This window comes from Streptomyces sp. NPDC037288 (assembly GCF_055603265.1).
In genome coordinates, this window is sequence record NZ_JBVJVY010000001.1 from 267343 (window position 1) to 293295 (window position 25953).

The following is a 25953-nucleotide window of genomic DNA, read 5'->3' on the forward strand; positions in this document are numbered from 1 at the left end:
TCCTCATCCTGTTGCCAGGTGGTCCTTCCACCAGGATCAGGACGCCCTGGTACCAGCCTGGGCCGTCGAGGAGAGCTGCCGCTCGGCCTACCCAACGGCCGGTCCAGCTGTCCGGACGCCGATACCACGGAAAGGCCCGCCTGCGCGAGGAAGCGCGGCCCGGCCCCGCCCCCTCATCCTGTTGCCGGGTACTTCTTCTACCAGGATCAGGACACTCTGGTACCAGTCTCGGCGGTGGCGCAGGCTCATGGCCATGAGTGAAACCGTCACCACCCGGGCCGTTCCCGCGACGGCCGCACCGCCCGCACTCGGCGGGCTCGGGCTGTTCTCCGTTCTGCTGGCCGCGGCGCTGCCGCTGGTCGACTTCTTCATCGTCAACGTCGCCCTGCCGGCCATGGGCGCCGATCTCGCCGCCGGCGAGGCCGTGCTGGAGCTGGTCGTGGCCGGGTACGGGGTCGCCTACGCCGTGCTGCTGGTGCTCGGCGGGCGGCTCGGGGACCTGTTCGGGCGGCGCCGGCTGTTCCTCGGCGGCATGGCCGCGTTCGGACTGACCTCGCTGGCCTGCGGGCTGGCCCCCGACGCCTGGAGCCTGGTCGCGGCACGGGTCGCGCAGGGCGCCTCGGCCGCCGCGATGCTGCCGCAGGTGCTCGCCACCATCCAGGCCACCACGCACGGCGCACGCCGCGCGAAGGCCATGAGCCTGTACGGCGCCACCGCCGGACTGTCCATGGTCACGGGGCAGATACTCGGCGGGGTGCTCGTCGCCGCCGATGTCGCCGGGACCGGCTGGCGGTCGGTGTTCCTCGTCAACGTGCCCGTGGTCGTGCTCGGTCTCGTCCTCGCCGTGCGCGTCGTACCCGAGACCCGCTCGCAGCACCCCGAACCCGTGGACGGCCCCGGCACACTCCTGCTCGCGGTGTCCCTGCTGACGCTGCTCGCCCCGCTCACCGAGGGACGGGCCGCGGGCTGGCCGTTGTGGACGTGGCTGTCGCTGGGCGCGTTCCCGTTCGCCGCCGGCGCGTTCTGGGCCGTGGAGCGGCGGGCCGACCGGGCGGGCCGGACCCCGCTGGTCCCGCCGAGCCTGCTGGCGCTGGCCTCGCTGCGGCGCGGCCTGGTGCTGATGGTGCCGTTCTCCATCGGCTTCAGCGGGTTCATGTTCGTGATCGCGCTGGCGCTGCAGCAGGGCGCCCGGCTCGGGCCGGTGCCGGCCGGGCTGGCCCTCGCACCGATGGCTGTGGCGTTCCTGTTCGTCTCCCTGGCCGGGCCCCGGCTGATCGGCCGCTACGGCAGCCGGGTCGTCACCGCCGGTTCCGTCGTGCAGGGCGTGGGCGTGCTGCTGATCGTGCTGGCCGCCTGGCGGGACTGGCCGCATCTGGACGTCGGCTCGCTGCTGCCGGGTGCGGCCGTGGCCGGCGCCGGACAGGCACTCCAACTGCCCAACGTGATGCGGCTCGTGATGTCGGAGGTGCCGCCGGCCCGGGCCGGTGTCGGCAGCGGTGTGATGGTCACCACCCAGCAGTCCGCGCTCGCCCTCGGCGTGGCCACGCTCGGCACCCTGTTCCTCACCCTCTCAGAGAGCCTGGGCATGCGGGACGCGCTGGTCACCACGCTGCTGGTGCAGCTGGCCGGGATCGCGCTGACCGGCCTGCTCAGCCTGCGCCTGCCCCGCGAGGTCGGCTGAGCCGAGGACACGGCTTGGACAATCCCGGGTGAAGCCGCCCCCGTTGACGTTGCTCTTGCCGCACACTCCTGTGTGCCGAGCCCGGGGAGGGAACATGCCGCACAACGCCGGCACGAGCAAGGTGAGTCGCTGGGACCAGCACGGCCGGGAGCACGTCGTGCGGGTCCAGCGCACGGGGGTGCAGCGCACGGTCAGCTGCGACACCTGCGGCTGGCACAAGGGTGCCCAGTTCCTGCCCTGGCTGAAGGCGGAGGAACATCTGACCGAGGCCCATCAGGCGACGGTCGACCCGGCGACGGCCCGGCAGCCGCCGAAGTAGGACGCCGGATCTCCAAACCCTGTTTGACCTGCTCTCTTACCCGTTCGAGTGGCCGCTTCCGCAAAGCCGGTTCAGCCTGGGAAAGGTTCATCGAGCGACAGGAGACGAACATGACCTCGGTACTCCGCCACCGCTACGGCCGCGCGCTCGGCGCCGGCGCACTCTCCGTGGCACTGCTCTCCGGCGGAACGTCCGGAGCATTCGCCGCCGGGAGCACGCCCATCGTCAGCCCCGCGAAGGCCACGATCACCATCACGGCCGACAAGACCTCGGTGAAGGCCGGTGACTCGGTGAAGTTCTCCGGCAACACCACCGGCCTGAAGGTCGGTTCCCCGCTGGTGCTCCAGCACGAGAAGTCCGGCAAGTGGATCCCGCTGAAGGTGACCTCCAAGACCAAGAACGGCAGCTCATACTCCCTGACCGCCACGCTCAGCACCCCGGGCACGGAGAAGGTGCGCGTCGCCAGCGTGACCATGTCCGGAAAGGTCTACTCGCCCACCGTCAGCGTGACGGTGAGCTGAGCCCCCGTATCAGCAGGTCCACGACGGCCGTGAACTCCTCGTCGACGCCGGGAGCGGTCCATTCCCGGGCGTGACAGGGGTCGTGGAAACGGCCGGTGGCCTGGAAGACGGCCCGGGCCGCGGCGGGGGGGGGGGGGGGGGGGGGGGGGGGGGGCGGCGGCCCCCCCCCCCCCCCCGGCCCCTGCCGCGATGATCCGGGTCAGCTGCGCGGTCAGGTCGGCGATGTGCTCGCCGACCGCCGTGCCGTTCTCGTCGGTCAGCACCGTGTAGGTGGCGAAGAGTTCGGGGTCGTCGCCCGCCTTGTGCCGCTTGGCCTCGAACAGGGCCGCCAGCCAGGCCCGCAGCCGCTCCTCGGGAGTGCCGTCCCCGGCGACGATGACGGCCAGCTTCTCCGACGTCCGGTCCAGCCACCGCTTGGTGACCGCCTCGCGCAGCGCCGCCTTGGTGCGGAAGTGCCGGTAGACACTGCCGTGGCTGACGCCGAGCGCGCGGGCCACGTCGACCACGGTGGCCTTGGCCGGGCCGTGGCGGCGCAGCACCTCCTCGGTCGCTTCGAGGATGCGCTCGGCGGTCAGGGTCTCGCTGGTCGGTGCCATGCCCTAGACCGTACCCGGCGTCCCGGTCAGCGCTCGCTGTCGAGGTGTGCCATCTGCGTGGCCGGGTAGCGGTCGCCGGCCGCCGCGTCCGCCGGTACGGCCTCCTCGATCGCCGTCAGGTCGGCCGCGTCCAGGGTGACGTCCAGCGCGCCCAGCGACTCGGCCAGCCGCTCGCGGGTGCGGGCCCCGACCAACGGCACGATGGTCGTGTCCTGCCGCAGGCCCTGGGAGAGCACCCAGGCGATGGCGATCTGCGCGACGCTGACACCCTTCTGCTCGGCGATCTTGCGCAGGGCCTCGACCAGGTTCAGGTTGTGCTGGAGGTTCTCGCCCTGGAAGCGGGGCGAGTGGGCGCGGAAGTCGTTCGCGGCCAGCTGCCGGTCGCGGGTGAAGTGGCCGGAGATCAGGCCGCGGGAGAGCACGCCGTAGGCGGTGATGCCGATGCCCAGCTCGCGGGTGGTGGGCAGGATGTCCCGCTCGATGCCGCGGGAGATGAGCGAGTACTCGATCTGCAGATCGCAGACGGGGGCGGTGGCGGCGGCCCGCCGGACGGTGTCGGCGCCGACCTCGCTGAGGCCGACGTGCCGGACGTATCCCTTCTCGATCAGTTCGGCGATCGCGCCGACGGTCTCCTCGATCGGCACGTCCGGGTCGAGGCGGGCGATCCGGTAGACGTCGATGTGGTCGACGCCGAGGCGCTGCAGGGAGTAGGCGGCGAAGTTCTTCACGGCGGCCGGGCGGCCGTCGTAGCCGCTCCAGTTGCCCTGCGGGTCGCGCAGGGCACCGAACTTCACGCTGACCAGGGCCTGTTCGCGGCGGGCGGCCGGGGCGGTGCGCAGGGCCTCGCCGATCAGCATCTCGTTGTGCCCCATGGCGTAGAAGTCGCCGGTGTCCAGCAGGGTGACGCCCGCTTCCAGGGCGGCATGGATGGTCGCGACGGACTCCGCGCGGTCGGCCTCGCCGTACAGCGCGGACATGCCCATACAGCCGAGGCCGAGGGCGGAGACCTGGGGTCCGGTGGTTCCGAGGGTTCGGGTTCGCATCGTCATGCCCTCACCTTGCCATGACAGCTGACAGATTTCAATATCTGTCATTCCATATCTGTCGGACGTGCGGCCCGGCCCTGGGCTCACCGGGCCGTGCAGGCCAGCTTGGCGCCGAGGGCGAGGAAGGACCCGGCGAAGCTCCGCCGCAGCCAGGCCATGACCTTCGGCCGCGAGACGACGTGGCTGCGCACGGAGGCGGCGAGGACGCCGTACAGGGCGAAGACGAGGAACGTCAGCAGCATGAAGACACCGCTCAGCCCGAGCATGCGCGGGAGCGCGTGCGGGTCGGCCGGGTTCACGAACTGGGGCAGAAAGGCGAGGAAGAAGATCGTCAGCTTGGGGTTGAGCAGATTGGTCAGCACACCCCGGACGATCACCTGCGCCGAGGAGCGGGGCGGGATGTGCTGCTCGACGGTGATCGCCTCCTTGGCCCGCAGCGTCGCCCACGCCATGTACACCAGGTAGGCGACACCGGCGTACTTGACGACCTGGAAGGAGGTCGCACTCGCGTTCAGCAGCGCGGCGAGCCCGGTGACCGTGGCCAGCACGTGGGGCACGATCCCGAGCGCGCAGGCGAAGGCCGCGACGACACTCGCGCGACGGCCGTGCGAGAGGGCGGCGGCGAGGGTGTAGACGACACCGGTGCCGGGGGTGGCGACGACGACGAGGGCGGTGAGGAGGAAGGTGAGGCTCATGGGGTCACCCTGCCGCCGGCGCGGCCCGGGAGACAGGGCCAAACGCCGAGCGGTTCACGGGACCAATCGGTGAGCGGCGACCCCATCGGCAAACAGCCGGCACGAGGGGGATCGACTCCGTTGGACACGGTTCGCCGCCCCTCGGACAATGGGAGTTGTCGGCGAGCAGTCACTTCGGCGGCGCCTGCCGCCGGTCGTGCGGTGTCCTCGCGCCGCCCGAAGGAGGCCTGCCATGGCCGTCCGTATCGCCACCTTCAACACCGAGAACCTCTTCCGCCGCCCCTCCGTCTTCCGCCTGTCCGACGCGGCACAGCGGAAGCAGGTCCTCGACGATTTCGACAAGTTGGTCGCTCTCCTGGACAAGGCGACGTACAGCGAGTCGGACAAGAAGGAGATCGCCGACCTCATCCTCGCGTACCAGGCCTACAGCAGCGACCCCGACAACCCCCCGCTCATCTACGTCAACCAGAACCGCCCCGGGAAGGGCAGCGGGCTCTTCGACACGCCTGCGCCGGGGTCCCACCCCACGGAGCTGCCGATCCGCGCCGGCGGCCGCGGCGCGTGGGCCGGCTGGGCCGAACTCGGGCAGGACGACCTGGACATGGCGGCGGTGACGAACACCGGGCGGGTGGTCAGAGAGGTCAACGCCGACGTCCTGCTGGTGCCCGAGGTCGAGGACCGGCTCACCCTGGAGCGCTTCAACCAGCATGTCCTGGGCCTGGGCCGGCAGCCGTACCCCTTCGGTCTGCTGATCGACGGCAACGACCCGCGGGGCATCGACATCGGGATCCTCAGCCGCCTCCCGATCACCTCCATCCGGCCGCACCTCTTCGACCCGGACCCGGCGGACCCGACGAAGCCCCTGTTCAGCCGCGACTGCCCCGAGTACGAGATCCAACTCGGCGGCGGGGAGAGCCTGGTGGTCCTCGGCAACCACCTCAAGAGCAAGTTCAACGACGACCCGGAGCTGCGCCTGGCCCAGGCGGAACGGGTCGCCGAGATCTACCGGGCCGCGCTGAAGCGCACCCCGAACGTCGTGGTCGCCGGGGACCTCAACGACTTCCCGGACAGCAAGCCCGTCGGGGTGCTGCTGGACAGCACACCCGCACTGCGCGACGTGATGAGCCACTCCTCCTACCAGGGAGACCCGGGCACCCACGGCACCTGCCACTCGAAGCGGGACAAGCTGGACTACATCCTGCTTCCGCCCGACCTGTGGTCGAAGGTGCAGAAGGTGGGCCTGGAGACGCGGGGCATCTTCGCGCACCCGAACCACTTCGACAGCGTGACGTCGAAGACCGACGAGGCATCCGACCACGCGGCGCTGTACGTGGACCTGAACCTGTGACCCAGAACGCCCACCGCCCACCCGAGCGAGCCGGGTGGGCGGTGGGCGAAGGCCGAAGGCCGAAGGTCAGCAGCCCAGCAGACGCTGAGCCAGGTACCCCTCGATCTGGTCCAGCGACACGCGCTCCTGCTTCATCGAGTCCCGCTCGCGCACCGTGACGGCGTTGTCCTCGAGCGTGTCGAAGTCGACGGTCACGCAGTACGGCGTACCGATCTCGTCCTGGCGGCGGTAACGGCGGCCGATCGCACCGGCGTCGTCGAACTCGATGTTCCAGTTCTGCCGCAGCGCCTGGGCGAGACCCTTCGCCTTCGGGGACAGCTCCGGGTTGCGGGACAGCGGCAGAACCGCGACCTTCACCGGGGCCAGGCGGTGGTCGAGCCGCAGCACCGTGCGCTTCTCCATCTTGCCCTTGGCGTTCGGCGCCTCGTCCTCGACGTAGGCGTCGAGCAGGAAGGCCAGCATCGTACGGCCGACACCCGCCGCGGGCTCGATGACGTACGGCGTCCAGCGCTCGCCGGCCTCCTGGTCGAAGTAGGAGAGGTCCTGGCCGGAGGCCTTGGAGTGGGCGCCGAGGTCGTAGTCGGTGCGGTTGGCGACACCCTCCAGCTCGCCCCACTCGCTGCCGCCGAACTGGAAGCGGTACTCGATGTCGGCGGTGCGCTTGGAGTAGTGGGAGAGCTTCTCCTTCGGGTGCTCGTACCAGCGCATGTTCTCAGTGCGCAGGCCCAGGCCGGTGTACCAGTTCCAGCGCTGCTCCATCCAGTACTCCTGCCACTTCTCGTCCTCGCCCGGCTTGACGAAGAACTCCATCTCCATCTGCTCGAACTCGCGGGTGCGGAAGATGAAGTTGCCGGGCGTGATCTCGTTGCGGAAGGACTTGCCCATCTGCGCGATACCGAACGGCGGCTTGCGGCGCGAGGTGGTCTGCACCTGGGCGAAGTTGGTGAAGATGCCCTGGGCGGTCTCGGGGCGGAGGTACGCGACCGAGCCGGAGTCCTGGGTCGGGCCGAGGTGCGTCGACAGCAGACCCGAGAACTGCTTGGGCTCGGTGAACTGGCCCTTGTTGCCGCAGTTCGGGCAGTTGATGTCGGCCAGGCCGTTCGCCGGGGCGTGGCCCTTCTTCTCCTCGTACGCCTCTTCCAGGTGGTCGGCGCGGAACCGCTTGTGACACGCGGTGCACTCGGTCAGCGGGTCCGTGAAGGTGGCGACGTGGCCGGACGCGACCCAGACCTCGGAGGCCAGGATGACGGACGAGTCGATACCGACCACGTCCTCGCGCGACGTCACCATGTAGCGCCACCACTGGCGCTTGATGTTCTCCTTGAGCTCGACACCCAGCGGTCCGTAGTCCCAGGCGGCGCGCTGTCCGCCGTAGATCTCACTGCACGGGAAAACGAAGCCACGGCGCTTGCTCAGGCTGACGATGGTGTCGATCTTGTCGGCGGCCACGGTGCTCTCTTCATGACGATTACGGCGACTGGCGTTGAAGCGAGATGCTTCCAGCTTGCGAATGATTCAGGTTACCGGCGCAGGCTCCCCCACGGCCAAATCGGCCCCTGTTAAGCAGCCCCGGCAGGCCTTGTTGACAACGGTTTCCATATTTGTTGAAAATGACTGTCATGAACGTACGACGACGCCTCATACCCGCCGCCGCGGTCACCGCCGTGACCGCCCTCGGCCTCGGCACCCTCACCGCCTGCTCCGGGGACACGGCACAAGCGGCGAACACCGGCAAGTTCGACGTCGTAGCGTCCTTCTATCCCATGGCCTTCCTCGCCGAGCGCATCGGCGGGGACCACGTCCACGTCACCAGTCTGACCTCCCCCGGCCAGGAGCCGCACGACCTGGAGCTCAGCCCCCGGCAGATCGCGGGGCTCGAGGACTCCGACGCGGTCCTGTACCTGAAGAACCTCCAGCCCTCCGTCGACGACGCGGTGGCCCAGTCCCCGGTGAAGACGAAGATCGACGCGGCCTCCCTGACCACGCTGGAGGACCACGGCAACGAGGTCGGCGGCCACGCGGCCGCGCACGACAGCCACCAAGGCGAGGAGTCGGCGGGCAAGGACCCGCACATCTGGCTCGACCCGGTGCGCTACGCCCAGGTCGCCGAGGGCGTCGGCAAGGTCTTCGAGAAGGCCGACCCGGAGCACGCGGCCGACTACAAGAAGAACACCGCGGCCCTGGTCGGCCAGCTGAACGGCCTGGACCAGCGGTTCAGGGACGGACTGGCACACACGAAGACCAAGGTCTTCGTCACCACCCACGCCGCCTTCGGCTATCTCGCCGAGCGCTACGGCCTGACCGAGGAGGCCATCAACGGCCTCGACCCCGAGTCGGAGCCCAGCACCGCCCGGGTCAGGGACCTGGAGACGATGGCCAAGGCCGACGGCGTCTCCACCGTCTTCTACGAGACGCTCGTCAGCGACAAGACCGCGAAGACCATCGCGAACGACGCCGGCCTGAAGACGGACGTCCTGGACCCGCTCGAGGGCATCACCACCAAGTCCCGCGGCAGGGACTACCTCTCCGTCCAGCAGGCCAACCTCAAGGCGCTCCAGCAGGCCCTGGGCGCCAAGTGACCGACAGGGAAGGCAGGATCATGGCAGAGCCCGTCATAGCCCTGCGCGGGGTCACCGCCGAACTCGGCGCGCGTCCCGTGCTGCGCGGCATCGACCTCACCGTCGGCCGCGGCGAGGTCGTCGCACTGCTCGGCGCCAACGGCTCCGGCAAGTCCACGGCGGTCCGCACGATCATCGGCCAGGTCCCGGTCAGCGGCGGCACGGTCGAGCTGTTCGGCACCCCGCGCCGCTCCTTCCGCGACTGGGCGCGCGTGGGCTACGTACCGCAGCGCACGACGGCCGCCGGCGGCGTCCCCGCGACGGTCACCGAGATCGTCTCCTCCGGCCGCCTCTCCCGCACCCGCTTCGGCGTCTTCCGCAAGGCCGACCGGGCGGCCGTGCACCGGGCCCTGGAACTGGTCGGCATGGCGGACCGCGCCAAGGACCCGGTGAACGCCCTGTCCGGCGGCCAGCACCAGCGGGTGCTGATCGCCCGTGCGCTGGTCGCCGAACCCGAACTGCTGATCATGGACGAGCCGATGGCGGGCGTCGACCTGGCCAGCCAGGAGGTGCTGGCGCACACGCTCCGGGAGCAGGTGGCCGCCGGTACGACGGTCCTGCTGGTCCTGCACGAACTCGGGCCGCTGGAACCCCTGATCGACCGGGCGGTCGTCCTGCGCGACGGCTGCGTGCTGCACGACGGCCCGCCGCCCCGCGCGGTCGGCCAGCATGCCCTGCCCGGCCACGACCACGTACACCCGCACGCACCCGCGGGCGCCGAACCGATCCGCACGGGACTGCTGAGCTGATGGACTTCCTGAACTACGCCTTCATGCAACGGGCGCTCATCGCCGCCGTCCTGGTCGGCGTCACCGCGCCCGCGATCGGCATCTACCTCGTCCAGCGCCGCCAGCCCCTGATGGGCGACGGCATCGGGCACGTGGCGATGACCGGCGTCGGCCTCGGCTTCCTGCTGCACGCCTCACCGGTGTGGATGGCCACGGCCGTCTCCGCGCTCGGCTCGGTCCTGATGGAACTGATCCGCTGGTACGGCAGGACACGCGGCGACATCGCCCTCGCGATGCTCTTCTACGGCGGCATGGCCGGCGGTGTGATGTTCGTCAACCTCGCACCCGGCGGTTCCAACGCGAACCTGACCTCGTACCTGTTCGGCTCGCTGTCGACGGTCTCCCCGTCGGACGTCACGGCGATCACCGTGCTCGCCGCGTTCGTCGTCGTGGTCACCCTGGGACTGCGCCGCCAGCTGTTCGCGGTCAGCCAGGACGAGGAGTTCGCGCGGGTCACCGGGCTGCCGGTGCGCGCCCTGAACCTCCTCACCGCGGTCACCGCGGCCGTGACGGTCACCGTCGCCATGCGGGTGGTCGGCCTGATCCTGGTCTCCGCGCTCATGGTGGTGCCGGTCGCCGCCGCACAGCAGCTCACCCGCAGCTTCGCGGTGACCTTCGTGATCGCCGTCGCCATCGGCGTCGGCGTGGCGATCGGCGGCACGATCACCTCGTACTACCAGGACGTGCCGCCCGGCGCGACGATCGTCCTGCTGACCATCGCCGCGTTCGTCGCGCTCACGGTCCTGGCCGCCCCGCTGGCCCGCCGACGCGCCCGCGCGGCCGCCGCCGCACACCCCGCCGGGGACCCGGCGGAGTGCACGATTCCGGCCACGAGAGGGGCCGCGGACGAGATCGGCGTCTGACCGCTGACGGTCCGGGCTGGCACAATGGCCGCCCGGGCACAAGCGAGACGTGAGGAGACAACGGTGACGACCGCTGGACCGCCCGTGAAGGGCCGCGCGACCCGCCAGCGTGCAGCCGTGGCGGCGGCCCTGGACGAGGTCGAGGAGTTCCGCAGTGCGCAGGAACTGCACGACATGCTCAAGCACAAGGGCGACTCGGTCGGGCTCACCACCGTCTACCGCACGCTGCAGTCCCTCGCCGAGGCCGGCGAGGTCGACGTCCTGCGCACATCCGACGGCGAGTCCGTCTACCGCCGCTGCAGCACCGGTGAGCACCATCACCACCTCGTGTGCCGTGCGTGCGGCAAGGCGGTGGAGGTGGAGGGCCCGGCGGTGGAGACGTGGGCCGAGGCCATCGCGGCGGAGCACGGGTACGTCAACGTGGCGCACACGGTGGAGATCTTCGGCACGTGTGCCGACTGTGCCGAGGGCTGATCCGGGACGCTGACCGAGCTCAGCCCCGCCCGAAGCACCGCTCCAGTTCGTCCAGGTCGTAGAAGGCGCTCCCCTTCTCGACCGGACGGCAACCCGCCTTGAAGGCCGTCTCCTTCTCGTTGTAGAGCATGCGTACGAGGTAGCGGTCGCCCTTCCTGAACACGTCCCACTGGATGTTCGCGCCGAGCGGCGCCACTGCCGCGCCCCGCCAGGGGTTGTCGCCGTACGTGTACGCCTCCCCGGGCGCCGCCGGCTCGCTGCTCCCCGGCAGCCCCATCAGCGCGGCCAGCGGAATGATCTCCTCGGCGTGGGTGAAGCGCAGCTCGGCCCCGAGATCGCCGGTTCCGGCCCGCTTGGCCTCGGCCTGCTTGAAGAAGTCGTCGAGGAGAACGTCCGCCATCTTGTAGGTGATGTCGCTGTCGGAGAAGCCGGGACCCTTCTCGTAGAAGTCCTCGGCGTCGGACAGATACCCGAACCACTCGGCGTCCGACCGGGAGACGAACCGCTCCATCCGCCAGCCGCTGCCGTCCGGGCTCTCCTCGCTCATCGCGGGGGCGATGGCGTACAGGTTGTAGACGGCCCGCGCGGCGCCGACCTGGTCGGTGATCCGGTCGACGAAGGCTTCCGTGAAGATGCGGCGCAGGACGCTGTGCGCGGCCTCGTGCGTGCGGGGCTGGTCCTCGACCGCGTTCAGGGTGTCCTTGAGGCGCTGGTCGGTCGCGAGGTAGTCGCGGTACGCGGCGCCGCCCGCCGCCTTGTGGAAGTACAGCAGGTCCTTGTCCGTCCGGGTCGCCCCGATCAACGGCTTCAGCGCCGGGTCGGCCGCCGCGAGCGCCCCGGTGAACTCCCCCGCGCTGTCCACGGCCCGCCCCTGCCCGGAGCTGACCACGTCGATCTTCTCTCCCTGGTCGGCGATCTCCCCGAACAGGGTGGGCAGCCGGCGCTCCATGCGCGTCGCCGTGTCCCGCATCTCCTGTCGCCCGCGCCCGCTGAGGTCGCCGTACCCGACCTTCTCCATGGCGGCCGTCAGTGCCCGCACGCGCGGCCCGAACTCCTCACCCGCGCCGGTGAGTTGACCCTGCTCCCGCGCCTTGTCCCACAGTGCGAGGACCAGGTCGCCGTCCTCGCCGTCCGTCGCCGCACGGGAGCCGTGCCGGGAGACGCTCTCGGTGAAGACGGCGGTGTAACCGGCCGGGGGCCGCTGATAGGTGTGCGCGCTCTGCTGAGGCTCGTACGGGGCCTTGGTGCCGTAGCTGTCGCGGTGCGCGGGACCGTCGTCCACGGCGTGCGCCGGCAGCGCGGTGAGCAGCAGGGCGCCGAGGGCGAGGACAGGGGTGAGACGTCTCATGAGTCCCGCATCCTCGGCGGCCCGGGTGAACCCGCGGTGGCTACGAGGTGGACTCGCCCTTCATGGCGGCCTCCATGGCGAGGAGTTCCTCGTTCGGGACGGCGCCGCCGAACCGCCGGTCGCGGGAGGCGAATTCGACACAGGCCCGCCACAGGTCACGGCGGTCGAAGTCGGGCCACAGCACGTCCTGGAAGACCATCTCGGCGTACGCGCTCTGCCACAGGAGGTAGTTGGAGGTGCGCTGCTCCCCGCTGGGGCGGAGGAAGAGGTCCACGTCCGGCATGTCCGGGTAGTACAGGTACTTCTGGAGGGTCTTCTCGTTGACCTTCCCCGGGTCCAGCCGCCCCGCCCGCACGTCCTCGGCCAGCGCCTTCGCCGCGTCGGCGATCTCGGCCCGCCCGCCGTAGTTCATGCAGAAGTAGAGCGTGAGCAGATCGTTGCCCTTCGTCTGCTCCTGGGCGACCTGCAGCTCCTTGGCGACCGACTTCCACAGCTTGGGCATACGCCCCACCCAGCGCACCCGGATGCCGAGGGCATCGAGCTGGTCGCGGGTCTTCCGGATGAAGTCGCGGTTGAAGTTCATCAGGAAGCGGACCTCGTCGGGCGACCGCTTCCAGTTCTCGGTGGAGAAGGCGTACAGGGAGATGTTGCGCACACCGATCTCGATGGACCCCTGGAGGACATCGAGCACCCGCTCGGCGCCGACCTTGTGTCCTTCCGTGCGCGGCAGGCCCCGCTCCTTTGCCCACCGCCCGTTGCCGTCCATGACGATGGCCACGTGGTTCGGCACCAGCTCGCCGGGGAGCCTGGGCGCACGCGCACCGGACGGATGCGGCTCCGGCGCCTTGTACTCGCGCCGGTGGCGCCCCAGGATCCCGCGTACGACCATGTGCTTCTCGTCTCCCTCTTACTTCTCGACGTACCTGAGCGAACGCAGCCCGCGCTCCAGATGCCAGTGCAGGTAGGCGGACACCAGCCCGCTGCCCTCGCGGACGTACCGGGCCTCGCACGCGTCCGCCGTCTCCCAGTCTCCCGTAAGCAGCGCCCCGAGGAGCACCAGGGTCTGCGGGGACGGTACGACACTCCCGGGCACCCGGCAGTCGACGCAGACGGAGCCGCCGGAGGCCAAGGAGAAGAACCGGTTCGGCCCGGACATGCCGCACTTCGCACAGTCGGTGAAACTCGGGGCATACCCGTTGACGGCCAGGGAGCGCAGCAGAAAGGCGTCGAGCACGAGATGGGGGGCGTGTTCCCCCCGGGCGAGCGTCCGCAGGGCGCCCACCAGCAGCAGATACTGCTGCACGGCCGGCTCCCCCTCGTGGTCGGTGAACCGCTCGGCGGTCTCCAGCATGGCCGTCCCGGCGGTGTAGCGGGCGTAGTCGGTGACGATCCCGCCGCCGTACGGAGCGATGGTCTCACTCTGCGTACACAACGGCAGCCCGCGTCCGATCAGCTCACTCCCCCGCGCGAAGAACTGCACGTCGACGTGGGAGAAGGGTTCCAGCCGGGCCCCGAACTTGGACTTCGTCCGCCGCACCCCCCGGGCCACGGCCCGCACCCGCCCATGCCCCCGCGTGAGCAGCGTGATGATCCGGTCCGCTTCGCCGAGTTTCTGGGTCCGCAGAACGATGCCGTCATCCCGGAAGAGACTCACAGCCGACCCTCGCTTCCGGCCGGCCGGGGGTCCGGGGGTTGTCCCCCGGGACAGCACAGCATGATCCGGTCCGCCTCACCCAGCTTCTGCAGCTTCTGGGTGCGCAGCACGATGCCGTCGTCGCGGAACAGACTCATGGGACCCATTCTCGCCCATGGGTGCGCGTGGCCGGGCCGCCTCGGCCGGACGTCCGGCGCGCCTAGGGCACCTCACCCCGACTGCGGGCGTTCGCGTACGCCGTCTCCGCGCTGATCCGCTCGGCGGGGGTGGCCGGCCGTACGGCACCGGGCTCGGCGTCCCACTCCCGGCCCCCGCCGTACGGCCTCAGCTGGATGTAGGGCCCCTCGTGCCCCATGACGATCCCGACCCGCCCGGACCCGGTGTCGAGGGCGTGGCTGCCGATGGGCGGCTTCACCGGGCCACTCCCGTCAGGACAGCCGCGAGCAGCCGTGCGGTGTCCACGGAACACCGTCCCAGTTCGACCAAGGGACAGGGCGCCTCCCGCGCGAGACTCACCGGATCCAGTCCGAGTGACGGCAGCACGATCCCGGCCTCCCCGAGAGCCGACCGCAATTCCTCCAACGTGTCCTCCGCCTCTTCGACACACAATGCCGAGTGTGTGGTCCGTCGCGCCGTCACCGTGCTCCCCATCCTTTTCGCGTTTCACGCTTCGCACATCCAGGGTGACTCTCCGCCACTACACTCGGAAGGAGTCTGCGCCCTACAAGCACGAGGCAGGCAAAGGGGGTTGGCTGTGACCAGCGGTTCACGGCAGGCGGTATGGGAGTTCTTCGGCACGGAGCTGAAGAGGCGCCGGGAAGACGCCGGATTCACCCAGGTGGAGCTGGGGGCGCGCGTCTTCGTCTCCGGTGCTTACATCGGACAGTTCGAGCAGGCCATTCGAAAACCTCAGCTGGATATCGCCCAGCGGATCGACGAGGCCCTGCAAACCGACGGTATTTTCGAGCGCCTGTGCAGGAAGCTGATCGACGACCGCCGGTACGCGGAGTACTTCGCGGAGGTCGTGGAGCTGGAGCGGGTGGCGACGCGGATCTGCGAGTTCGCGCCGACTGTGGTGCCGGGTCTGCTGCAGACGAAGGCATACGCGGAGGCAGTCACGCTCGCCGCCAATCCGTTCGTCACGGACGAGTACGTCGAGGACATCGTCACGGCTCGCCTGGAGCGGGCACACATCCTCAAGGACGCTACAAGGCCCGAGTATTGGGCGATCCTGCACGAGAACGTCCTGCGCATCCCGGTGGGCGGCCGGCGGGAGATGGCGGAGCAACTGGACCACGTTGCAGGGCTGATGCGGGAGCGGACGGTGTGGGTGACGGTGATTCCGTACGCGGCGGGGGCACACGCGTCGATGACGGGTGACTTGCGGCTCATGGACTTCGAGGACGCGCCGCCGGTCGCCTATACAGAGACATCGTTTTCGGGCACGTTGATGGACGGTCCAGCCGTGGTGAAGCGGGCACAGCGCGCCTACGATCTGCTCAGGGTCGCCGCGTTGTCGCCGAAGGCGTCCCTCACCTTGATCGAGTCGGCGGCTGAGGACTACAGACGATGCACCAGTACGACCTGAGCAACGCTCGTTGGCGCAAGAGCACGTACAGCAACGGCGAGGGCGGCAACTGCGTCGAGGTCGCCGACGGAGTCCCCGGTGTCGTGCCGGTCCGGGACAGCAAGGTGCCCGGTGGTGCGGTGCTCGTGATCGGGGCGTCCGCGTGGACCGAGTTCATCGGCGCCCTGGAACCCTGAGCCACCGCCCACCACCGTTCAGTAGGTGAAGTCCTTCTGGAACCCCTTCACGTTCGCGTTCGTGATGTTCGGCGGTGGAGAAGAACCGGCGGGGTACACGCTGAGGCACACCGTGTACCGGGCTCCCTGGACCAGGTTGATGCCCACCTGCGCCTGTTGCCACTGCTGCTCGGGTGAGTTCGCGGGGTAGGCGCCCTGGCCGCGGTAGGCGAGGGCCCGAGTTTGCGGGAAGACCGCTTTGCCGCTCGCGTCCTTCAGCCAGAGATAGACGTCCACCGTTTCCGCGCCCTGTGTGGTCTGCCACTCCCCGATCATGTAGACGCGTGAGCCGTCGCGCCGCCAACAAGGGCGGACCTTGACGTCGGGCAGCTCCAGCACCGCGGTCCAGGGCCGGCAGTTCTTGGGATCCGCCGGATTCGGCGGGGCCGCCGACACGGGGGCGGAGCCGTGCGTGCCGGGGATCGGGTCCTCCGGCGGGGTGGAGCGCTTCGTGGTGGTGTCGGCCTTGGGTGGGGCGCTGTGCGTCTTCGCGGAGGGGGAGGCCGACGGCGAGCCGGCGGCGGACGGGCCCGCGGAGTGCGGGGCCTTGCCGCCCGCGGTGGCGCCGGGCGACCTCTGGTCCAGCCACAGCCATGTGCCGCCGCCGGCCAGCGCGGCCAGCAGGACGACGGCGGTGGAGACGCCCCAGAACAGTGCCAGCCTGCCCCTGGCCGGGCGGGCCGCCGCGGGGGCGGGGTGAGTCACCGGCCCGTGGTAGTGGTGCTCGTGGAAGTGCTGGTTTCCGGCGGCCTGATAGGCCCGGCCGGTGTCCGACGGCGAGGAGTTGAAGGACGCCGACGCGCCGGGCCCCTCAGTGGGTGACGGTCTCTCGGTCATCGCTCGTGGAAGTTCTGGTCACGGCCGGCCTGGTAGACGCGGGCGTTTCCGGTCGGGTTGGCGTGGAAGACGACGGGTGCGGCCTGGGCCGGCGCGGGCAGTGCGGGGACCAGTTCCTCGTCGAGGATGCGGCGCACCTCCTGGGCGAACTCCGGTTGCGTGGTGAGCAGCCGGCGGAACCTGCCGCGCCACTCGGCGATCCCCTCGTCGAATCCCGGGGTGCCGGAACCCGTCCGCTCGCCCGTGCCGAGCAGCAGTTCCCGCGTTTCCAGCAGCTCGGCCTCGACGGTCTCGGCCCGGTCGGGACAGGCGCGCCCCCACAGGGCGGCGACCGCTGTCCTGGCCCTCTCCCACGCGTCGGTGGTCAGCAGCGTGACCACGGTCGTACCGGCCGTCGAGGCGAGCGTCATCAGCTCTGCGTCCACGCGCAGACCCTTCTCTCTTGCTGTCGTAGACGCGACATCATAAGCCGTAACACCGGCTCTCCCACGCGAAGTTGACGCCTGACGCCGCCCCCGGGCCATTGGTGCGACCTGTGGCGGCTACGCCATTCGTGTGCGTGCCCTTGACCACCCCTGGGGGCCCTCCTATGGTCACGCTCACCAACCGGACGTAGGACGTCGTACCTCTCCTCCCCTTCCCCGACCTCGCTGGAGGACCCGTGCGTGACGACGTGACCCGCGACATGCCGGCCCCGCACCGGCGGACCTTCCTGAAAGGCGCCGGTGCGCTCGGCCTGACCGCCGCTCTGCCGTCCGCACTGGCCGCCTGCTCCGCCGGGCCGGAGTCCACGAACGACACCGGGGGCGGCAGCGGCAAGGACCGGACGCTGACCGCCGTGATCGGCTACGGCAACGACGGCAGCTGGGATCCGGCACAGACGGCGTCGGCGTTCGCGATGGCCGCGAACAACCACATCTACGAGGGGCTGCTGGACACCGACCCGATCACCCGGGTGCCGTATCCGGCGCTCGCCACCGAGGTGCCCGCGGACGCAGGCGCCACCACCTGGCGGTTCACCCTCCGCCCCGGCGCGACCTTCCACGACGGCAAGCCCGTCACCGCCGACGACGTCGTGTTCGTCTTCGACCGGATCCTCGACCCGAAGACCCAGACGCTCGCCAAGGGCTTCTTCGCCGGCTGGCTCGGCGGCGTCGAGAAGGTCGACTCCCGCACCGTCGAGCTCCTCCTCGAGTTCCCCTTCCCCGACGGGCTCTCCCGGCTCACCCTGGCCAAGATCATGCCCAAGCACGTCTTCTCCCGGCCCGGCGCCTGGGACGACGCCGTCAGGGGGCTGGCCGTGGGCTCGGGACCGTACCGGCAGACCGCGCACCATCCGAAGTCCAACACCGTCTTCGAGGCGTTCGCCGGCTACAACGGACCCCGCAAGCCGGCCTTCCGGCGTATGAACTGGCTGACCATCGTGGACGCCGCCTCCCGCGTCGCGAAGATCTCCGGGACCGGCGCCGGTGCGCAGATCGCGGACAACATCCCGTACGCCAACATCGCCCGCCTGGAGCAGGGCGGGCTGAAGGTCGCGGGCGGCGCCGGGATGAACAACCTCTTCCTGATGTTCAACACCCGGCACAAGCCGTTCGACGACGTCCGGGTGCGGCAGGCCCTCCACTACGCCATCGACACCGACAAGATGGTGCACGTCGCCCTCAAGGGGCACGGAAAGCCCGCCTCCTCGTTCCTCAACGAGGGCAACCCCGCCCACCGGCGGGCCAAGACCGTCTACGACCACGACCCCGAGAAGGCGAGAGCCCTGCTCAAGGCCGCCGGAGTCAGCGGTCTCAAGGTCGACGTCCTCGCGGTCAACGTCAGTTGGATCGTCGACTGCCTGCCGACCATCAAATCGTCCTGGGACGCGGTCGGCGTGGAGACGACCCTCGCGCCGCAGGAGACCACCGCCGTCTTCACCAAGATGGACCAGAGGCAGGACTACCAGGTCGTCGCCGCCGCCTCCAACCCCAACCAGTTCGGTCTCGACGCCGATCTGATCATGCACTACAACTACGGGCCGCAGAACCTGTGGATGGGGTACACCCGGTGGGCCGGCGATCCCGTCGCCAAGCAGCTCTTCAGGGACATGGACCGGGCGACCCGGGAGCCGGACCCGGCGAAGAAGAAGACGATGATCCAGGACTACATCGACGTGGTCGCCGAGCAGGCCGTGCTCTACCCGGTCGTCCACAACGAGCTGATGACGGCGTGGGACCCGCACAAGCTCAGCGGGATAAGGGCACAGCCGTACCCCGGCATCAGCCTTCTCCAGGCCGGCTGGGCCTAGCGGCATGACAGCCGTCGTACGGATCCTGCTCCGACGCGTCGCACTGCTCGTGCCGCTGCTGCTCGGGATCGTGCTGTTCGTGTTCCTGGTGATGCGGTTCTCGGACGTCGACCCGGCGTCCGCGTTCTTCCAGGGGGCGAATCCGACGCCGCAGCAGTTGCACGACTTCCGGGAGCGCAACGGGCTGCTCGACCCGCTGCCCGTGCGGTACGTCCACTTCGTCGGCGCTCTGCTCCACGGCGACCTCGGCACCAGCGCCCTGACCCGGGCCCCGGTGGTCGACCAGGTCACCACCGCGCTTCCGCTCACCCTCCAGCTGACCTTCCTGGGCCTGGCCCTCGCGGTGGTGCTGGCGCTGGCGGGCGGGGTCACGGCGGCCGTGTACCGGGACCGGGTCCCGGACCAGGTCATCCGGGTGGTCTCGCTGGTCGGAGTGGCCGCGCCCGGGTTCTGGCTGGCGCTGCTGATGATCCAGTACCTGGCGGTGGACCGGGGCTGGTTCCCGACCGGCGGTTACGTCAACCCGGCCGACTCCGTGACCGGCTGGCTGAAGACCATGGCGCTGCCCGCCCTCGCGCTCTCGCTGCCGGTGGCCGCCCAGCTCACCAGGATCGTGCGCACCTCCGTCGTGGAGGAACTGGACAAGGACTATGTCCGTACGGCCGTCGGGAGCGGGTTGCCGCCCCGCGTCGTGGTCGGCCGGAACGTCCTGCGCAACGCCCTCGTCAATCCCCTGACCGTGCTCGGCCTGCGGGTCGGCTATCTGCTCGGAGGTGCCGTCGTCATCGAGACGATCTTCTCGTTGCCCGGCATGGGCAAGCTGATGATCGACGCCGTGCAGAACGGCGATCCGGCCGTCGTCCAGGGGTGGTCCTCACCACGGCCACCGGGTTCGTCGTCGTGAACCTCGTCATCGACATCCTCTACCTCCTCGTCAACCCACGTCTGAGGGCGGCCTGATGCTCACGCGTGCGCGCCTCACCGAGCGGCTCACCCGGCCCGGCGTCCGGCTGCCCGGCCGGCGTCGGCTGCCGATGCCGTCGAAGGCCGCCGTCTGCTTCCTGGCCCTCGTCGTCCTCGTCGCCGTACTCGCTCCGCTCCTCGCCCCGGACGACCCGCTCGACCAGCAGGACCCGGTCGGCGGCAGCGGGCATCCGTCCGCCGCGCACTGGCTCGGGCAGGACAGCCTCGGCCGGGACGTCCTCAGCCGGCTGATGTACGGGGCCCGCTGGTCGCTGGCGATCGGGCTGGGCGCCACCGGTCTCGCCCTGGTCGTGGGCGCCGTCGTCGGAGCGGTGGCCGCCACCTCCCGCAAGGCGGTCGACGAGACGCTGATGCGCTGCCTGGACGTGGTGATGGCGTTCCCGGGGATCGCGCTCGCGGCTGTGCTGGTCGCCGTGTTCGGCGGTGGGATCGGCGTGCTGATCTGCGCCATCGCCTTCCTGTTCACGCCGCCCGTCGCCCGGGTCGTACGGGCGAACGTCCTCGACCAGTACGGCGAGGACTACGTCACGGCGGAACGGGTGATCGGCGCCCGTACCGCGCACATCGTGCTGCGGCACGTGGCCGTCAACTGCGCCGCCCCCGTGCTCGTCTTCTGCACGGTCCAGGTCGCCGAGGCGATCGTGTTCGAGGCGTCGCTGTCCTTCATCGGAGCCGGGGTGCGACCGCCGGACCCGTCCTGGGGCAGTGTCATCGCCGACGGCAAGAACATGGTGCTGACCGGCGGCTGGTGGGCGACCGTCTTTCCGGGGCTGCTGATCCTGCTGACCGTGCTGTCGCTGAACATCCTCTCCGAGGGCGTCTCCGACGCGTGGGCGGCACCGGCGGCCCGCGAGGTGGCGGCGCCCCGGGACCGGCTTCGGGCGCCGGAGCCCGGCAGCGGTGAGGTGCTCCCGCTGCCCGGCCTCGCCGAAGCGGCCCGGCGGCTGCGGTCCCGGGCCCGGCCCCGCCCCGCCCCCTCCGGTCAGCCGGTGCTCGCCGTGGAGGACCTCACCATCGGCTTCCCGGACCGGCACCGGGGCGTGGACATCGTGGCCGGGGTCGGCTTCGAGGTGTACCCCGGCGAAGTACTCGGTCTGGTGGGCGAGTCGGGCTGCGGGAAGTCGCTGACCGCGCTCACGGTCATGGGGTTGCAGCCGAGGGGGGCGCGCATCGGCGGCCGGGTGCGGTTCCGGCAGCGTGACCTGCTCGCCGAGCCGATGCGGGTACGGCGGCGGCTGCTCGGGCACGAGATGGCGATGGTCCACCAGGACGCCCTGTCCTCGCTGAACCCGGCGATGACCATCCGTGCCCAGCTGAGGCAGCTCGTCCGGCGCGGTGGGCGCCGCGGTCCGCGCGAGCTCCTGGCACTGGTCGGTCTGGACCCCGACCGCACCCTGCGCAGCTACCCGCACGAACTCTCCGGCGGCCAGCGCCAGCGCGTGCTGATCGCCATGGCCCTCTCCCGCGACCCGAGCCTGATCGTCGCCGACGAGCCGACGACCGCCCTGGACGTCACCGTGCAGGCCCAGGTGATGGAGCTGCTGCTGCGGCTGCGCGAGGAGCTCGGCTTCGCGCTGATCCTGGTCTCGCACGACCTGGCGCTGGTCGCCGACGTCACCGACCGGGTGGTGGTGATGTACGGCGGGCAGATCGTGGAGAGCGGGGTGACCGCCGACCTGGTGGCCGCACCGGCCCACCACTACACGCGCGGTCTGCTGGGCAGCGTGCTGTCACTGGAGTCGGCCGAGGAACGGATGACGCAGATCAGGGGAGTCGTACCGGCCCCGGCCCACTTCCCGGCGGGCTGCCGCTTCGCCGACCGCTGCCCGCTGGCGACGCGGGTGTGCCACCAGAGCGCCCCGGTCCTCGCCGGTACGGCCACCCACACGGCCGCCTGCCACCACCCGGCGGTACCCGTGGAAGACGAGGTGGTGCAGTGAACGCCGTCGCGGAGGTCCGGGACGTCCATGTGGTGCACAGGGCCCGCAGCGGCGGGCTGCTGAGGCGCGACCGGGTGTACGCCCTGACCGGAGCCGGTCTCGCCGTGGCCGCCGGCGAGACGGTGGGCGTGGTCGGCGAGTCCGGGTGCGGGAAGTCGACGCTGGCCAGGGTGCTGGTGGGCGTCCAGCGGCCGGCCTCCGGGACAGTGGCGTTCCAGGGCCGTGACCTGTGGGCGATGCCGCCCGCCGAGCGCCGGGCCACCGTCGGCGCGGGCGTGGGGATGGTCTTCCAGGACCCGTCGACCGCGTTGAACCGGCGGCTCACGGTGCGGCGGATCCTGCGCGACCCGCTGGACGTGCACGACCGTGGCACCAGGGGCGAACGGGAGGAGAGAGTCAGGGAGTTGATGGCCCTGGTCGGTCTGCCCCGCGCCCTGGCGGACGCGTTGCCCGGACAGCTCTCCGGCGGGCAGCGGCAGCGCGTCGCCATCGCCCGCGCGCTCGCCCTGGACCCGGCCCTGGTCGTCGCCGACGAGCCGACCAGCGCCCTGGACGTGTCGGTGCGCGCGCAGATCCTGAACCTCCTGCTGGACCTGAAGGAGCGCCTCGGCCTGGCCCTGGTGTTCGTCTCGCACGACATCCAGACGGTACGGCGGATGAGCGACCGGGTGATCACCATGTACCTGGGCCGGATCGTCGAGGAGACCCCGGCCGACCGGGTCACCGACGCCGCCCGGCACCCGTACACGCGTGCCCTGTTCTCCGCCACGCCCGGCCTGCTGGACCCCCTCGACCCGATCCCGCTGACCGGTCCGGTGCCGTCGGCGACCCGGCCGCCGAGCGGCTGCCCGTTCCGCACCCGCTGCTGGAAGGCGGACGGGCTGTGTGCGCGGGTGATGCCGGACTTCTCGGCCGCGTCACGGCCCGGACACCGCTACCGCTGCCACCATCCTGTCGAGGAGGACCAGTCGACTCGCGACCTAGCACGCCAGGAGCCCTGAATGACGTTCCCCGTCCCGCTGAGCGGTGTCGTCCCGCCCGTCTGCACGCCCCTGACACCGGAGCGCGAGGTGGACGTCCCCTCGTTGCTCAGGCTGGTCGACCATCTGGTGGACGGTGGGGTGCACGGGCTGTTCCTGCTCGGGTCCACCTCCGAGGCGGCGTTCCTGACGGACCGGCAGCGCCGGCAGGTCGTGGAGGCGGTCGTCGGCCATGTGGGCGGCGGACTGCCCGTCCTCGCCGGCGCGATCGACATGACCACCCCGCGCGTCCTGGACCACGTCAGGGCCGTGACGGCGGCCGGTGCGCAGGCGGTCGTCGTCACCGCCCCGTTCTACGCCCGCACCCACCGTTCCGAGATCGTCCACCACTACCGCCGGATCGCCGCCGCGTCCGCGGTGCCGGTCATCGCCTACGACATTCCCGTCGCCGTGCACACCAAGCTTCCCGCCGACCTGGTGCTGGGGCTGGCCGGCGACGGGGTGCTGGCCGGGATCAAGGACTCCAGCGGGGACCTGGGCGCCTTCCGCGAGGTCGTCACCGGGGCTCGGGCGCACACCGGGTTCAGCGTGCTGACCGGCTCTGAGCTGATCGTGGACTCCGCGCTGGCGCTGGGCGCCGACGGGGCCGTGCCGGGGCTGGCCAACGTCGACCCGCACGGGTACGTCCGGCTGTACCGGATGTGCCGGGCCGGCGACTGGGACGGGGCGCGGACCGAACAGGAGCGGCTGTGCGCGCTGTTCGGGATGGTCGGGGTCGGGGATCCGGCGCGGATGGGCGGCAGTTCGTCGGCGCTGGGCGCGTTCAAGGCCGCGCTGCATCTGCGGGGCGTCATCGACTGCGCGGTCACGGCGGAGCCGCAGGTGCCGCTGTCCGGGGAGGAGGTCGAGCGGGTGGGGAAGTTCCTGGCGGCGGCCGGCCTGCTCTAGGGGATCGTCACTCGACGGAACTCCAGCGTGTCGTAGGCGTGCGCGGTGCCCGTCTCGTACAGGACGCCGACTGTGGCGTGGCCGAGCTGGACGAGGTCGGAGTAGGCGGCCGGGCGGTCCGAGAGGGTGAGCAGCCGGGTGAAGGTGCGGCCGGCGTCCGTGCTCGTCCACAGGGCCAGGGCGCGGCGGGCGGTCGGTACGGAGGGCGCGGCGAACACCAACGGGGCACCGGGCCCGTGGAGTTGGAGGACGCTGCCCTGGACCATGGGGACGTCGTCCAGCGTGGGCTGGACGGCGTACGGGCGGTCCAGGGTGGCGCCGCCGTCGGAGGAGTAGGTGTCGAGGCGGTTGCCGGGCGCGCTGCCCTTCTGGTCGCGGGCGCTGAAGTAGAGGCGGCCGTCGGGGAGCTGGGTGGCGCTCGTTTCGTTGGTGTTGGTCACGCCGTCGTAGGTGGCGTCGACGAAACCGAGGTGCCAGGTGCGACCGCCGTCGTCGCTGTAGAGGGCGTGGCCGCCGTAGTACCTGGGTTCCTGGCCGGTGTCGGAGGACCCGGCGGGCGGGGCGGCGGAGTGGTTGGCCGGGACCAGCAGGCGGCTGGGGGTCCCCCCTCGGGGGGAGCGCGGGCCCCGGGTGAGGACCACCGCGTGGCCGGGGCCGGTGGCGTACCAGCGCCAGCCGGGCCGCTTCACCTGCGCGGTGATGTCCACCGGGGGCGTGAAGTGCCGGCCGCCGTCCCCGCTGCGCTGGACGAACACCCGGCGGCCCCGCTCGTCCGGGACCTCACCGCGCATGATCTGCTCCTCGGTCACCGAACCGCTGTTGCCGCAGGTCACGAGGATGACGGCGCCGGTGCGGGGGTCCAGGACCGGCGCCGGGTTGCCCCGGGTGTCCCCGTGGCCCGCGGTCACCACGGTCAGCGGGCCCCAGGTGCAGCCGCCGTCGGTGGAGCGGCGCAGCACGACGTCGATGTCCCCGGTGTCGCCCGCGCTGTCGTGCCGGCCCTCGGCGAAGGCCAGGATCGTGCCGTCCCGCGTCCTGACCACGGCCGGGATGCGGTACGTGTGATAGCCGCCCTTCCCCGACACGTACGGCTCCGAGGAGACGCAGCCGGAGGCGGAGGCCGCGTGGGCGGGCGGGCGGGCGGCGAGCGAGGTGAGGAGCGCGAGGGCGGTGAGCAGGGTGCGGCTCTTCGGTGTCACCTACCCATGCTCCCCGGAACCATCGGTCCCGATTCGTCCCGAGGATCCCTCGTACGGGCGACACCGGGACCGCACCCGCCCGGGTCCGGCTCCCGGAACCCCGGCCGCGCCGGCCCCTCGGGCCCCCGTCCCGGCCGCCGGGGAACCCGCGGGAACCGCCCGATCAGGCGATCCGTGGGACCGGACCGGAGGCGGGCCGGTCAGGACGGTGTGCGGGCGGCGGCCAGGAGGCGGGTGACGTCGTCGGCGCAGATGGTCAGGGCCGCGCCGACCGTGCTGAGGGCGTCGCGTTCGGCGGGGGTGTAGGGGCCGTCGGCGAGGGCGATGCGGGCGGCCTGGAGGAGCAGGGACTCGCGGCCCGCCGGCGCGAGGTGCGGGGCGAGCGGGTCCAGGGCCTCGTGCAGCTCTATGGTCAGGCTCGTGCCGCACTCCCCGCCGAGGACCCGGCCGGTGTCGGCGGCGAGGGCCTCGACCAGGGCGGCCAGCTGGTCCTCGGTGCAGCCGTCGAAGCCGGCCGCGCGCACGGCGGTGGCGGCCGTCTCCAGCGCCGCACGGGAGGAGGTGCCGCCCGCGGCGAGCACGGCGAGGGCGACGGTGTGCACGGCGTCGCGGAGTATCGCGGAGAAGCGGCGCGTGGTGGGGTGGTCGAGGACGTCGGTGCCGTAGTGCTGGCGGCAGGCGGCGCACTCCACGACCGGTCCGGCCGTGCCGCGCGGCAGCAGGGGCACCCCGAGCAGGGTGAGCCGGCGGCGCCCGGTGAGCCGCTGGTAGTTGCGGTCGCCTCCGCAGCCGGGGCAGAAGAACTCGCCGTCCCCGATCGGTGTCCATGCGGTGCGTGTGCCCAGGAAGCGCAGGGCCTGGCCGTCTCGTCCCCGTACTGGCAGCACGTCGCACCTCCGTAACCGCACGGCAACATCGCCGCGCTGGCGTGATGTTAGCCACATCACGCAGGCTGAGTCAGTACCCCGGAAGAGACCTGTCCGTGACCCGAGCGGGGCGATGGCCGATAAACGACGGC

General features: G+C 71.1%; 27 protein-coding genes and 2 pseudogenes. 15 read left to right on the top strand and 14 right to left on the bottom strand.

Annotation, left to right across the window (positions count from 1 at the left end; translation table 11 throughout):
• Window positions 1-253: 253 nt before the first annotated feature.
• From ACZ7GZ_RS01285 to ACZ7GZ_RS01295, 3 genes are all read left to right on the top strand, one after another.
• A complete protein-coding gene (locus ACZ7GZ_RS01285; RefSeq protein ID WP_471019687.1) occupies window positions 254-1681 on the top strand; it encodes an MFS transporter in 1428 nt (475 codons plus the stop codon).
• 94 nt (window positions 1682-1775) lie between these two features.
• Window positions 1776-2000, top strand: coding sequence for a hypothetical protein (locus ACZ7GZ_RS01290; RefSeq protein ID WP_471019689.1), 225 nt, complete (start codon window positions 1776-1778; stop codon window positions 1998-2000).
• Window positions 2001-2110: 110 nt separating this feature from the next.
• Window positions 2111-2521, top strand: coding sequence for a hypothetical protein (locus ACZ7GZ_RS01295; RefSeq protein WP_471019692.1), 411 nt, complete (start codon window positions 2111-2113; stop codon window positions 2519-2521).
• On the opposite strand, the pseudogene ACZ7GZ_RS01300 reads toward ACZ7GZ_RS01295, so the two are convergent.
• From ACZ7GZ_RS01300 to ACZ7GZ_RS01310, 3 genes and pseudogenes are all read right to left on the bottom strand, one after another.
• A pseudogene (locus ACZ7GZ_RS01300) lies at window positions 2502-3117 on the bottom strand (TetR/AcrR family transcriptional regulator). The gene ACZ7GZ_RS01295 and the pseudogene ACZ7GZ_RS01300 overlap by 20 nt on opposite strands.
• 26 nt (window positions 3118-3143) lie before the next feature.
• On the bottom strand, window positions 3144-4166 hold the full coding sequence (locus ACZ7GZ_RS01305; RefSeq protein WP_471019694.1) for an aldo/keto reductase: 1023 nt from the start codon (window positions 4164-4166) through the stop codon (window positions 3144-3146).
• A gap of 80 nt (window positions 4167-4246) precedes the next feature.
• Window positions 4247-4858 (bottom strand): LysE family translocator, encoded by a 612-nt coding sequence (locus tag ACZ7GZ_RS01310; protein ID WP_471019696.1) that lies wholly within the window; start codon window positions 4856-4858, stop codon window positions 4247-4249.
• A gap of 232 nt (window positions 4859-5090) precedes the next feature.
• On the opposite strand from ACZ7GZ_RS01310, the gene ACZ7GZ_RS01315 reads away from it, so the two are divergent.
• Window positions 5091-6206: an endonuclease/exonuclease/phosphatase family protein gene (locus ACZ7GZ_RS01315; protein WP_471019698.1), complete on the top strand. Its 1116-nt coding sequence runs from the start codon at window positions 5091-5093 to the stop codon at window positions 6204-6206.
• A gap of 66 nt (window positions 6207-6272) precedes the next feature.
• Here the strand turns inward: ACZ7GZ_RS01315 and ACZ7GZ_RS01320 are convergent, their stop codons facing one another.
• Window positions 6273-7655, bottom strand: coding sequence for a glycine--tRNA ligase (locus tag ACZ7GZ_RS01320; RefSeq protein WP_471019701.1), 1383 nt, complete (start codon window positions 7653-7655; stop codon window positions 6273-6275).
• Between the two features lie 170 nt (window positions 7656-7825).
• Between ACZ7GZ_RS01320 and ACZ7GZ_RS01325 the strand changes: the two genes are divergently transcribed.
• From ACZ7GZ_RS01325 to ACZ7GZ_RS01340, 4 genes are all read left to right on the top strand, one after another.
• On the top strand, window positions 7826-8785 hold the full coding sequence (locus tag ACZ7GZ_RS01325; protein WP_471019704.1) for a metal ABC transporter substrate-binding protein: 960 nt from the start codon (window positions 7826-7828) through the stop codon (window positions 8783-8785).
• 20 nt (window positions 8786-8805) lie between these two features.
• Window positions 8806-9573, top strand: coding sequence for a metal ABC transporter ATP-binding protein (locus tag ACZ7GZ_RS01330; RefSeq protein ID WP_471019706.1), 768 nt, complete (start codon window positions 8806-8808; stop codon window positions 9571-9573).
• Complete coding sequence (locus ACZ7GZ_RS01335) at window positions 9573-10475, top strand: metal ABC transporter permease (RefSeq protein ID WP_471019709.1); 903 nt, start codon at window positions 9573-9575, stop codon at window positions 10473-10475. The genes ACZ7GZ_RS01330 and ACZ7GZ_RS01335 overlap by 1 nt, the downstream gene beginning before the upstream one ends.
• A 63-nt stretch (window positions 10476-10538) precedes the next feature.
• Window positions 10539-10949 carry a Fur family transcriptional regulator gene (locus ACZ7GZ_RS01340; protein ID WP_471019711.1) on the top strand — a complete coding sequence of 137 codons (411 nt, stop codon included), beginning with the start codon at window positions 10539-10541 and terminating at the stop codon, window positions 10947-10949.
• 19 nt (window positions 10950-10968) lie between these two features.
• Here the strand turns inward: ACZ7GZ_RS01340 and ACZ7GZ_RS01345 are convergent, their stop codons facing one another.
• The 6 genes from ACZ7GZ_RS01345 to ACZ7GZ_RS01370 all read right to left on the bottom strand — a co-directional run bounded on the left by ACZ7GZ_RS01345 (window position 10969) and on the right by ACZ7GZ_RS01370 (window position 14602).
• Window positions 10969-12297, bottom strand: coding sequence for a histidine-type phosphatase (locus tag ACZ7GZ_RS01345; protein WP_471019714.1), 1329 nt, complete (start codon window positions 12295-12297; stop codon window positions 10969-10971).
• 40 nt (window positions 12298-12337) lie between these two features.
• Window positions 12338-13186 carry an isoprenyl transferase gene (locus tag ACZ7GZ_RS01350; protein WP_471019716.1) on the bottom strand — a complete coding sequence of 283 codons (849 nt, stop codon included), beginning with the start codon at window positions 13184-13186 and terminating at the stop codon, window positions 12338-12340.
• An 18-nt stretch (window positions 13187-13204) separates the two neighbouring features.
• Window positions 13205-13951 (bottom strand): DNA repair protein RecO, encoded by a 747-nt coding sequence (gene recO / locus ACZ7GZ_RS01355; RefSeq protein ID WP_471019718.1) that lies wholly within the window; start codon window positions 13949-13951, stop codon window positions 13205-13207.
• Window positions 13948-14088 (bottom strand): hypothetical protein, encoded by a 141-nt coding sequence (locus ACZ7GZ_RS01360; protein WP_471019720.1) that lies wholly within the window; start codon window positions 14086-14088, stop codon window positions 13948-13950. Before ACZ7GZ_RS01360 ends, recO begins: the two co-directional genes overlap by 4 nt.
• A 62-nt stretch (window positions 14089-14150) precedes the next feature.
• A complete protein-coding gene (locus ACZ7GZ_RS01365; RefSeq protein WP_471019723.1) occupies window positions 14151-14366 on the bottom strand; it encodes a hypothetical protein in 216 nt (71 codons plus the stop codon).
• Window positions 14363-14602, bottom strand: a complete 240-nt coding sequence (locus ACZ7GZ_RS01370; RefSeq protein ID WP_471019725.1) for a hypothetical protein — start codon at window positions 14600-14602, stop codon at window positions 14363-14365. The genes ACZ7GZ_RS01365 and ACZ7GZ_RS01370 overlap by 4 nt, the downstream gene beginning before the upstream one ends.
• Window positions 14603-14705: 103 nt before the next feature.
• Between ACZ7GZ_RS01370 and ACZ7GZ_RS01375 the strand changes: the two genes are divergently transcribed.
• Together ACZ7GZ_RS01375 and ACZ7GZ_RS01380 are read left to right on the top strand one after the other, a co-directional pair.
• Window positions 14706-15539, top strand: a complete 834-nt coding sequence (locus tag ACZ7GZ_RS01375) for a helix-turn-helix domain-containing protein (RefSeq protein WP_471019727.1) — start codon at window positions 14706-14708, stop codon at window positions 15537-15539.
• Window positions 15521-15715 (top strand): DUF397 domain-containing protein, encoded by a 195-nt coding sequence (locus ACZ7GZ_RS01380; protein WP_471019729.1) that lies wholly within the window; start codon window positions 15521-15523, stop codon window positions 15713-15715. The genes ACZ7GZ_RS01375 and ACZ7GZ_RS01380 overlap by 19 nt, the downstream gene beginning before the upstream one ends.
• Window positions 15716-15733: 18 nt before the next feature.
• Here the strand turns inward: ACZ7GZ_RS01380 and ACZ7GZ_RS01385 are convergent, their stop codons facing one another.
• Together ACZ7GZ_RS01385 and ACZ7GZ_RS01390 are read right to left on the bottom strand one after the other, a co-directional pair.
• On the bottom strand, window positions 15734-16591 hold the full coding sequence (locus ACZ7GZ_RS01385) for a hypothetical protein (RefSeq protein ID WP_471019731.1): 858 nt from the start codon (window positions 16589-16591) through the stop codon (window positions 15734-15736).
• The gene (locus ACZ7GZ_RS01390) at window positions 16588-17016 is read right to left on the bottom strand and encodes a hypothetical protein (protein WP_471019734.1); all 429 of its coding nucleotides are present in this window, start codon (window positions 17014-17016) and stop codon (window positions 16588-16590) included. The genes ACZ7GZ_RS01385 and ACZ7GZ_RS01390 overlap by 4 nt, the downstream gene beginning before the upstream one ends.
• A 260-nt stretch (window positions 17017-17276) precedes the next feature.
• On the opposite strand from ACZ7GZ_RS01390, the gene ACZ7GZ_RS01395 reads away from it, so the two are divergent.
• From ACZ7GZ_RS01395 to ACZ7GZ_RS01415, 5 genes and pseudogenes are all read left to right on the top strand, one after another.
• Window positions 17277-18884: an ABC transporter substrate-binding protein gene (locus tag ACZ7GZ_RS01395; protein WP_471020174.1), complete on the top strand. Its 1608-nt coding sequence runs from the start codon at window positions 17277-17279 to the stop codon at window positions 18882-18884.
• A gap of 4 nt (window positions 18885-18888) precedes the next feature.
• A pseudogene (locus ACZ7GZ_RS01400) lies at window positions 18889-19844 on the top strand (ABC transporter permease).
• Window positions 19844-21808, top strand: a complete 1965-nt coding sequence (locus tag ACZ7GZ_RS01405; RefSeq protein ID WP_471019737.1) for a dipeptide/oligopeptide/nickel ABC transporter permease/ATP-binding protein — start codon at window positions 19844-19846, stop codon at window positions 21806-21808. The pseudogene ACZ7GZ_RS01400 and the gene ACZ7GZ_RS01405 overlap by 1 nt, the downstream one beginning before the upstream one ends.
• Window positions 21805-22809 (top strand): oligopeptide/dipeptide ABC transporter ATP-binding protein, encoded by a 1005-nt coding sequence (locus ACZ7GZ_RS01410; RefSeq protein ID WP_471019739.1) that lies wholly within the window; start codon window positions 21805-21807, stop codon window positions 22807-22809. Before ACZ7GZ_RS01405 ends, ACZ7GZ_RS01410 begins: the two co-directional genes overlap by 4 nt.
• Entirely contained in the window at window positions 22810-23736 is a 927-nt protein-coding gene (locus tag ACZ7GZ_RS01415; protein ID WP_471019742.1) for a dihydrodipicolinate synthase family protein, read from the top strand. It abuts the gene before it with no gap.
• Here ACZ7GZ_RS01415 and ACZ7GZ_RS01420 read toward each other — a convergent pair.
• Entirely contained in the window at window positions 23733-24935 is a 1203-nt protein-coding gene (locus ACZ7GZ_RS01420; RefSeq protein ID WP_471019744.1) for a sialidase family protein, read from the bottom strand. The genes ACZ7GZ_RS01415 and ACZ7GZ_RS01420 overlap by 4 nt on opposite strands.
• 200 nt (window positions 24936-25135) lie before the next feature.
• Window positions 25136-25822 (bottom strand): TerB family tellurite resistance protein, encoded by a 687-nt coding sequence (locus ACZ7GZ_RS01425; RefSeq protein WP_471019747.1) that lies wholly within the window; start codon window positions 25820-25822, stop codon window positions 25136-25138.
• Window positions 25823-25953: the final 131 nt, after the last annotated feature.

Coding starts and splice junctions, on each gene's coding strand:
- ACZ7GZ_RS01285 (WP_471019687.1), top strand. CDS start 254: ATGAGTGAAACCGTCACCACCCGGGCCGTTCCCGCGACGGCCGCACCG.
- ACZ7GZ_RS01290 (WP_471019689.1), top strand. CDS start 1,776: ATGCCGCACAACGCCGGCACGAGCAAGGTGAGTCGCTGGGACCAGCAC.
- ACZ7GZ_RS01295 (WP_471019692.1), top strand. CDS start 2,111: ATGACCTCGGTACTCCGCCACCGCTACGGCCGCGCGCTCGGCGCCGGC.
- ACZ7GZ_RS01305 (WP_471019694.1), bottom strand. CDS start 4,166: ATGACGATGCGAACCCGAACCCTCGGAACCACCGGACCCCAGGTCTCC.
- ACZ7GZ_RS01310 (WP_471019696.1), bottom strand. CDS start 4,858: ATGAGCCTCACCTTCCTCCTCACCGCCCTCGTCGTCGTCGCCACCCCC.
- ACZ7GZ_RS01315 (WP_471019698.1), top strand. CDS start 5,091: ATGGCCGTCCGTATCGCCACCTTCAACACCGAGAACCTCTTCCGCCGC.
- ACZ7GZ_RS01325 (WP_471019704.1), top strand. CDS start 7,826: ATGAACGTACGACGACGCCTCATACCCGCCGCCGCGGTCACCGCCGTG.
- ACZ7GZ_RS01330 (WP_471019706.1), top strand. CDS start 8,806: ATGGCAGAGCCCGTCATAGCCCTGCGCGGGGTCACCGCCGAACTCGGC.
- ACZ7GZ_RS01335 (WP_471019709.1), top strand. CDS start 9,573: ATGGACTTCCTGAACTACGCCTTCATGCAACGGGCGCTCATCGCCGCC.
- ACZ7GZ_RS01345 (WP_471019714.1), bottom strand. CDS start 12,297: ATGAGACGTCTCACCCCTGTCCTCGCCCTCGGCGCCCTGCTGCTCACC.
- ACZ7GZ_RS01350 (WP_471019716.1), bottom strand. CDS start 13,186: ATGGTCGTACGCGGGATCCTGGGGCGCCACCGGCGCGAGTACAAGGCG.
- ACZ7GZ_RS01360 (WP_471019720.1), bottom strand. CDS start 14,088: ATGAGTCTGTTCCGCGACGACGGCATCGTGCTGCGCACCCAGAAGCTG.
- ACZ7GZ_RS01370 (WP_471019725.1), bottom strand. CDS start 14,602: ATGGGGAGCACGGTGACGGCGCGACGGACCACACACTCGGCATTGTGT.
- ACZ7GZ_RS01380 (WP_471019729.1), top strand. CDS start 15,521: ATGCACCAGTACGACCTGAGCAACGCTCGTTGGCGCAAGAGCACGTAC.
- ACZ7GZ_RS01385 (WP_471019731.1), bottom strand. CDS start 16,591: ATGACCGAGAGACCGTCACCCACTGAGGGGCCCGGCGCGTCGGCGTCC.
- ACZ7GZ_RS01395 (WP_471020174.1), top strand. CDS start 17,277: ATGCCGGCCCCGCACCGGCGGACCTTCCTGAAAGGCGCCGGTGCGCTC.
- ACZ7GZ_RS01405 (WP_471019737.1), top strand. CDS start 19,844: ATGCTCACGCGTGCGCGCCTCACCGAGCGGCTCACCCGGCCCGGCGTC.
- ACZ7GZ_RS01415 (WP_471019742.1), top strand. CDS start 22,810: ATGACGTTCCCCGTCCCGCTGAGCGGTGTCGTCCCGCCCGTCTGCACG.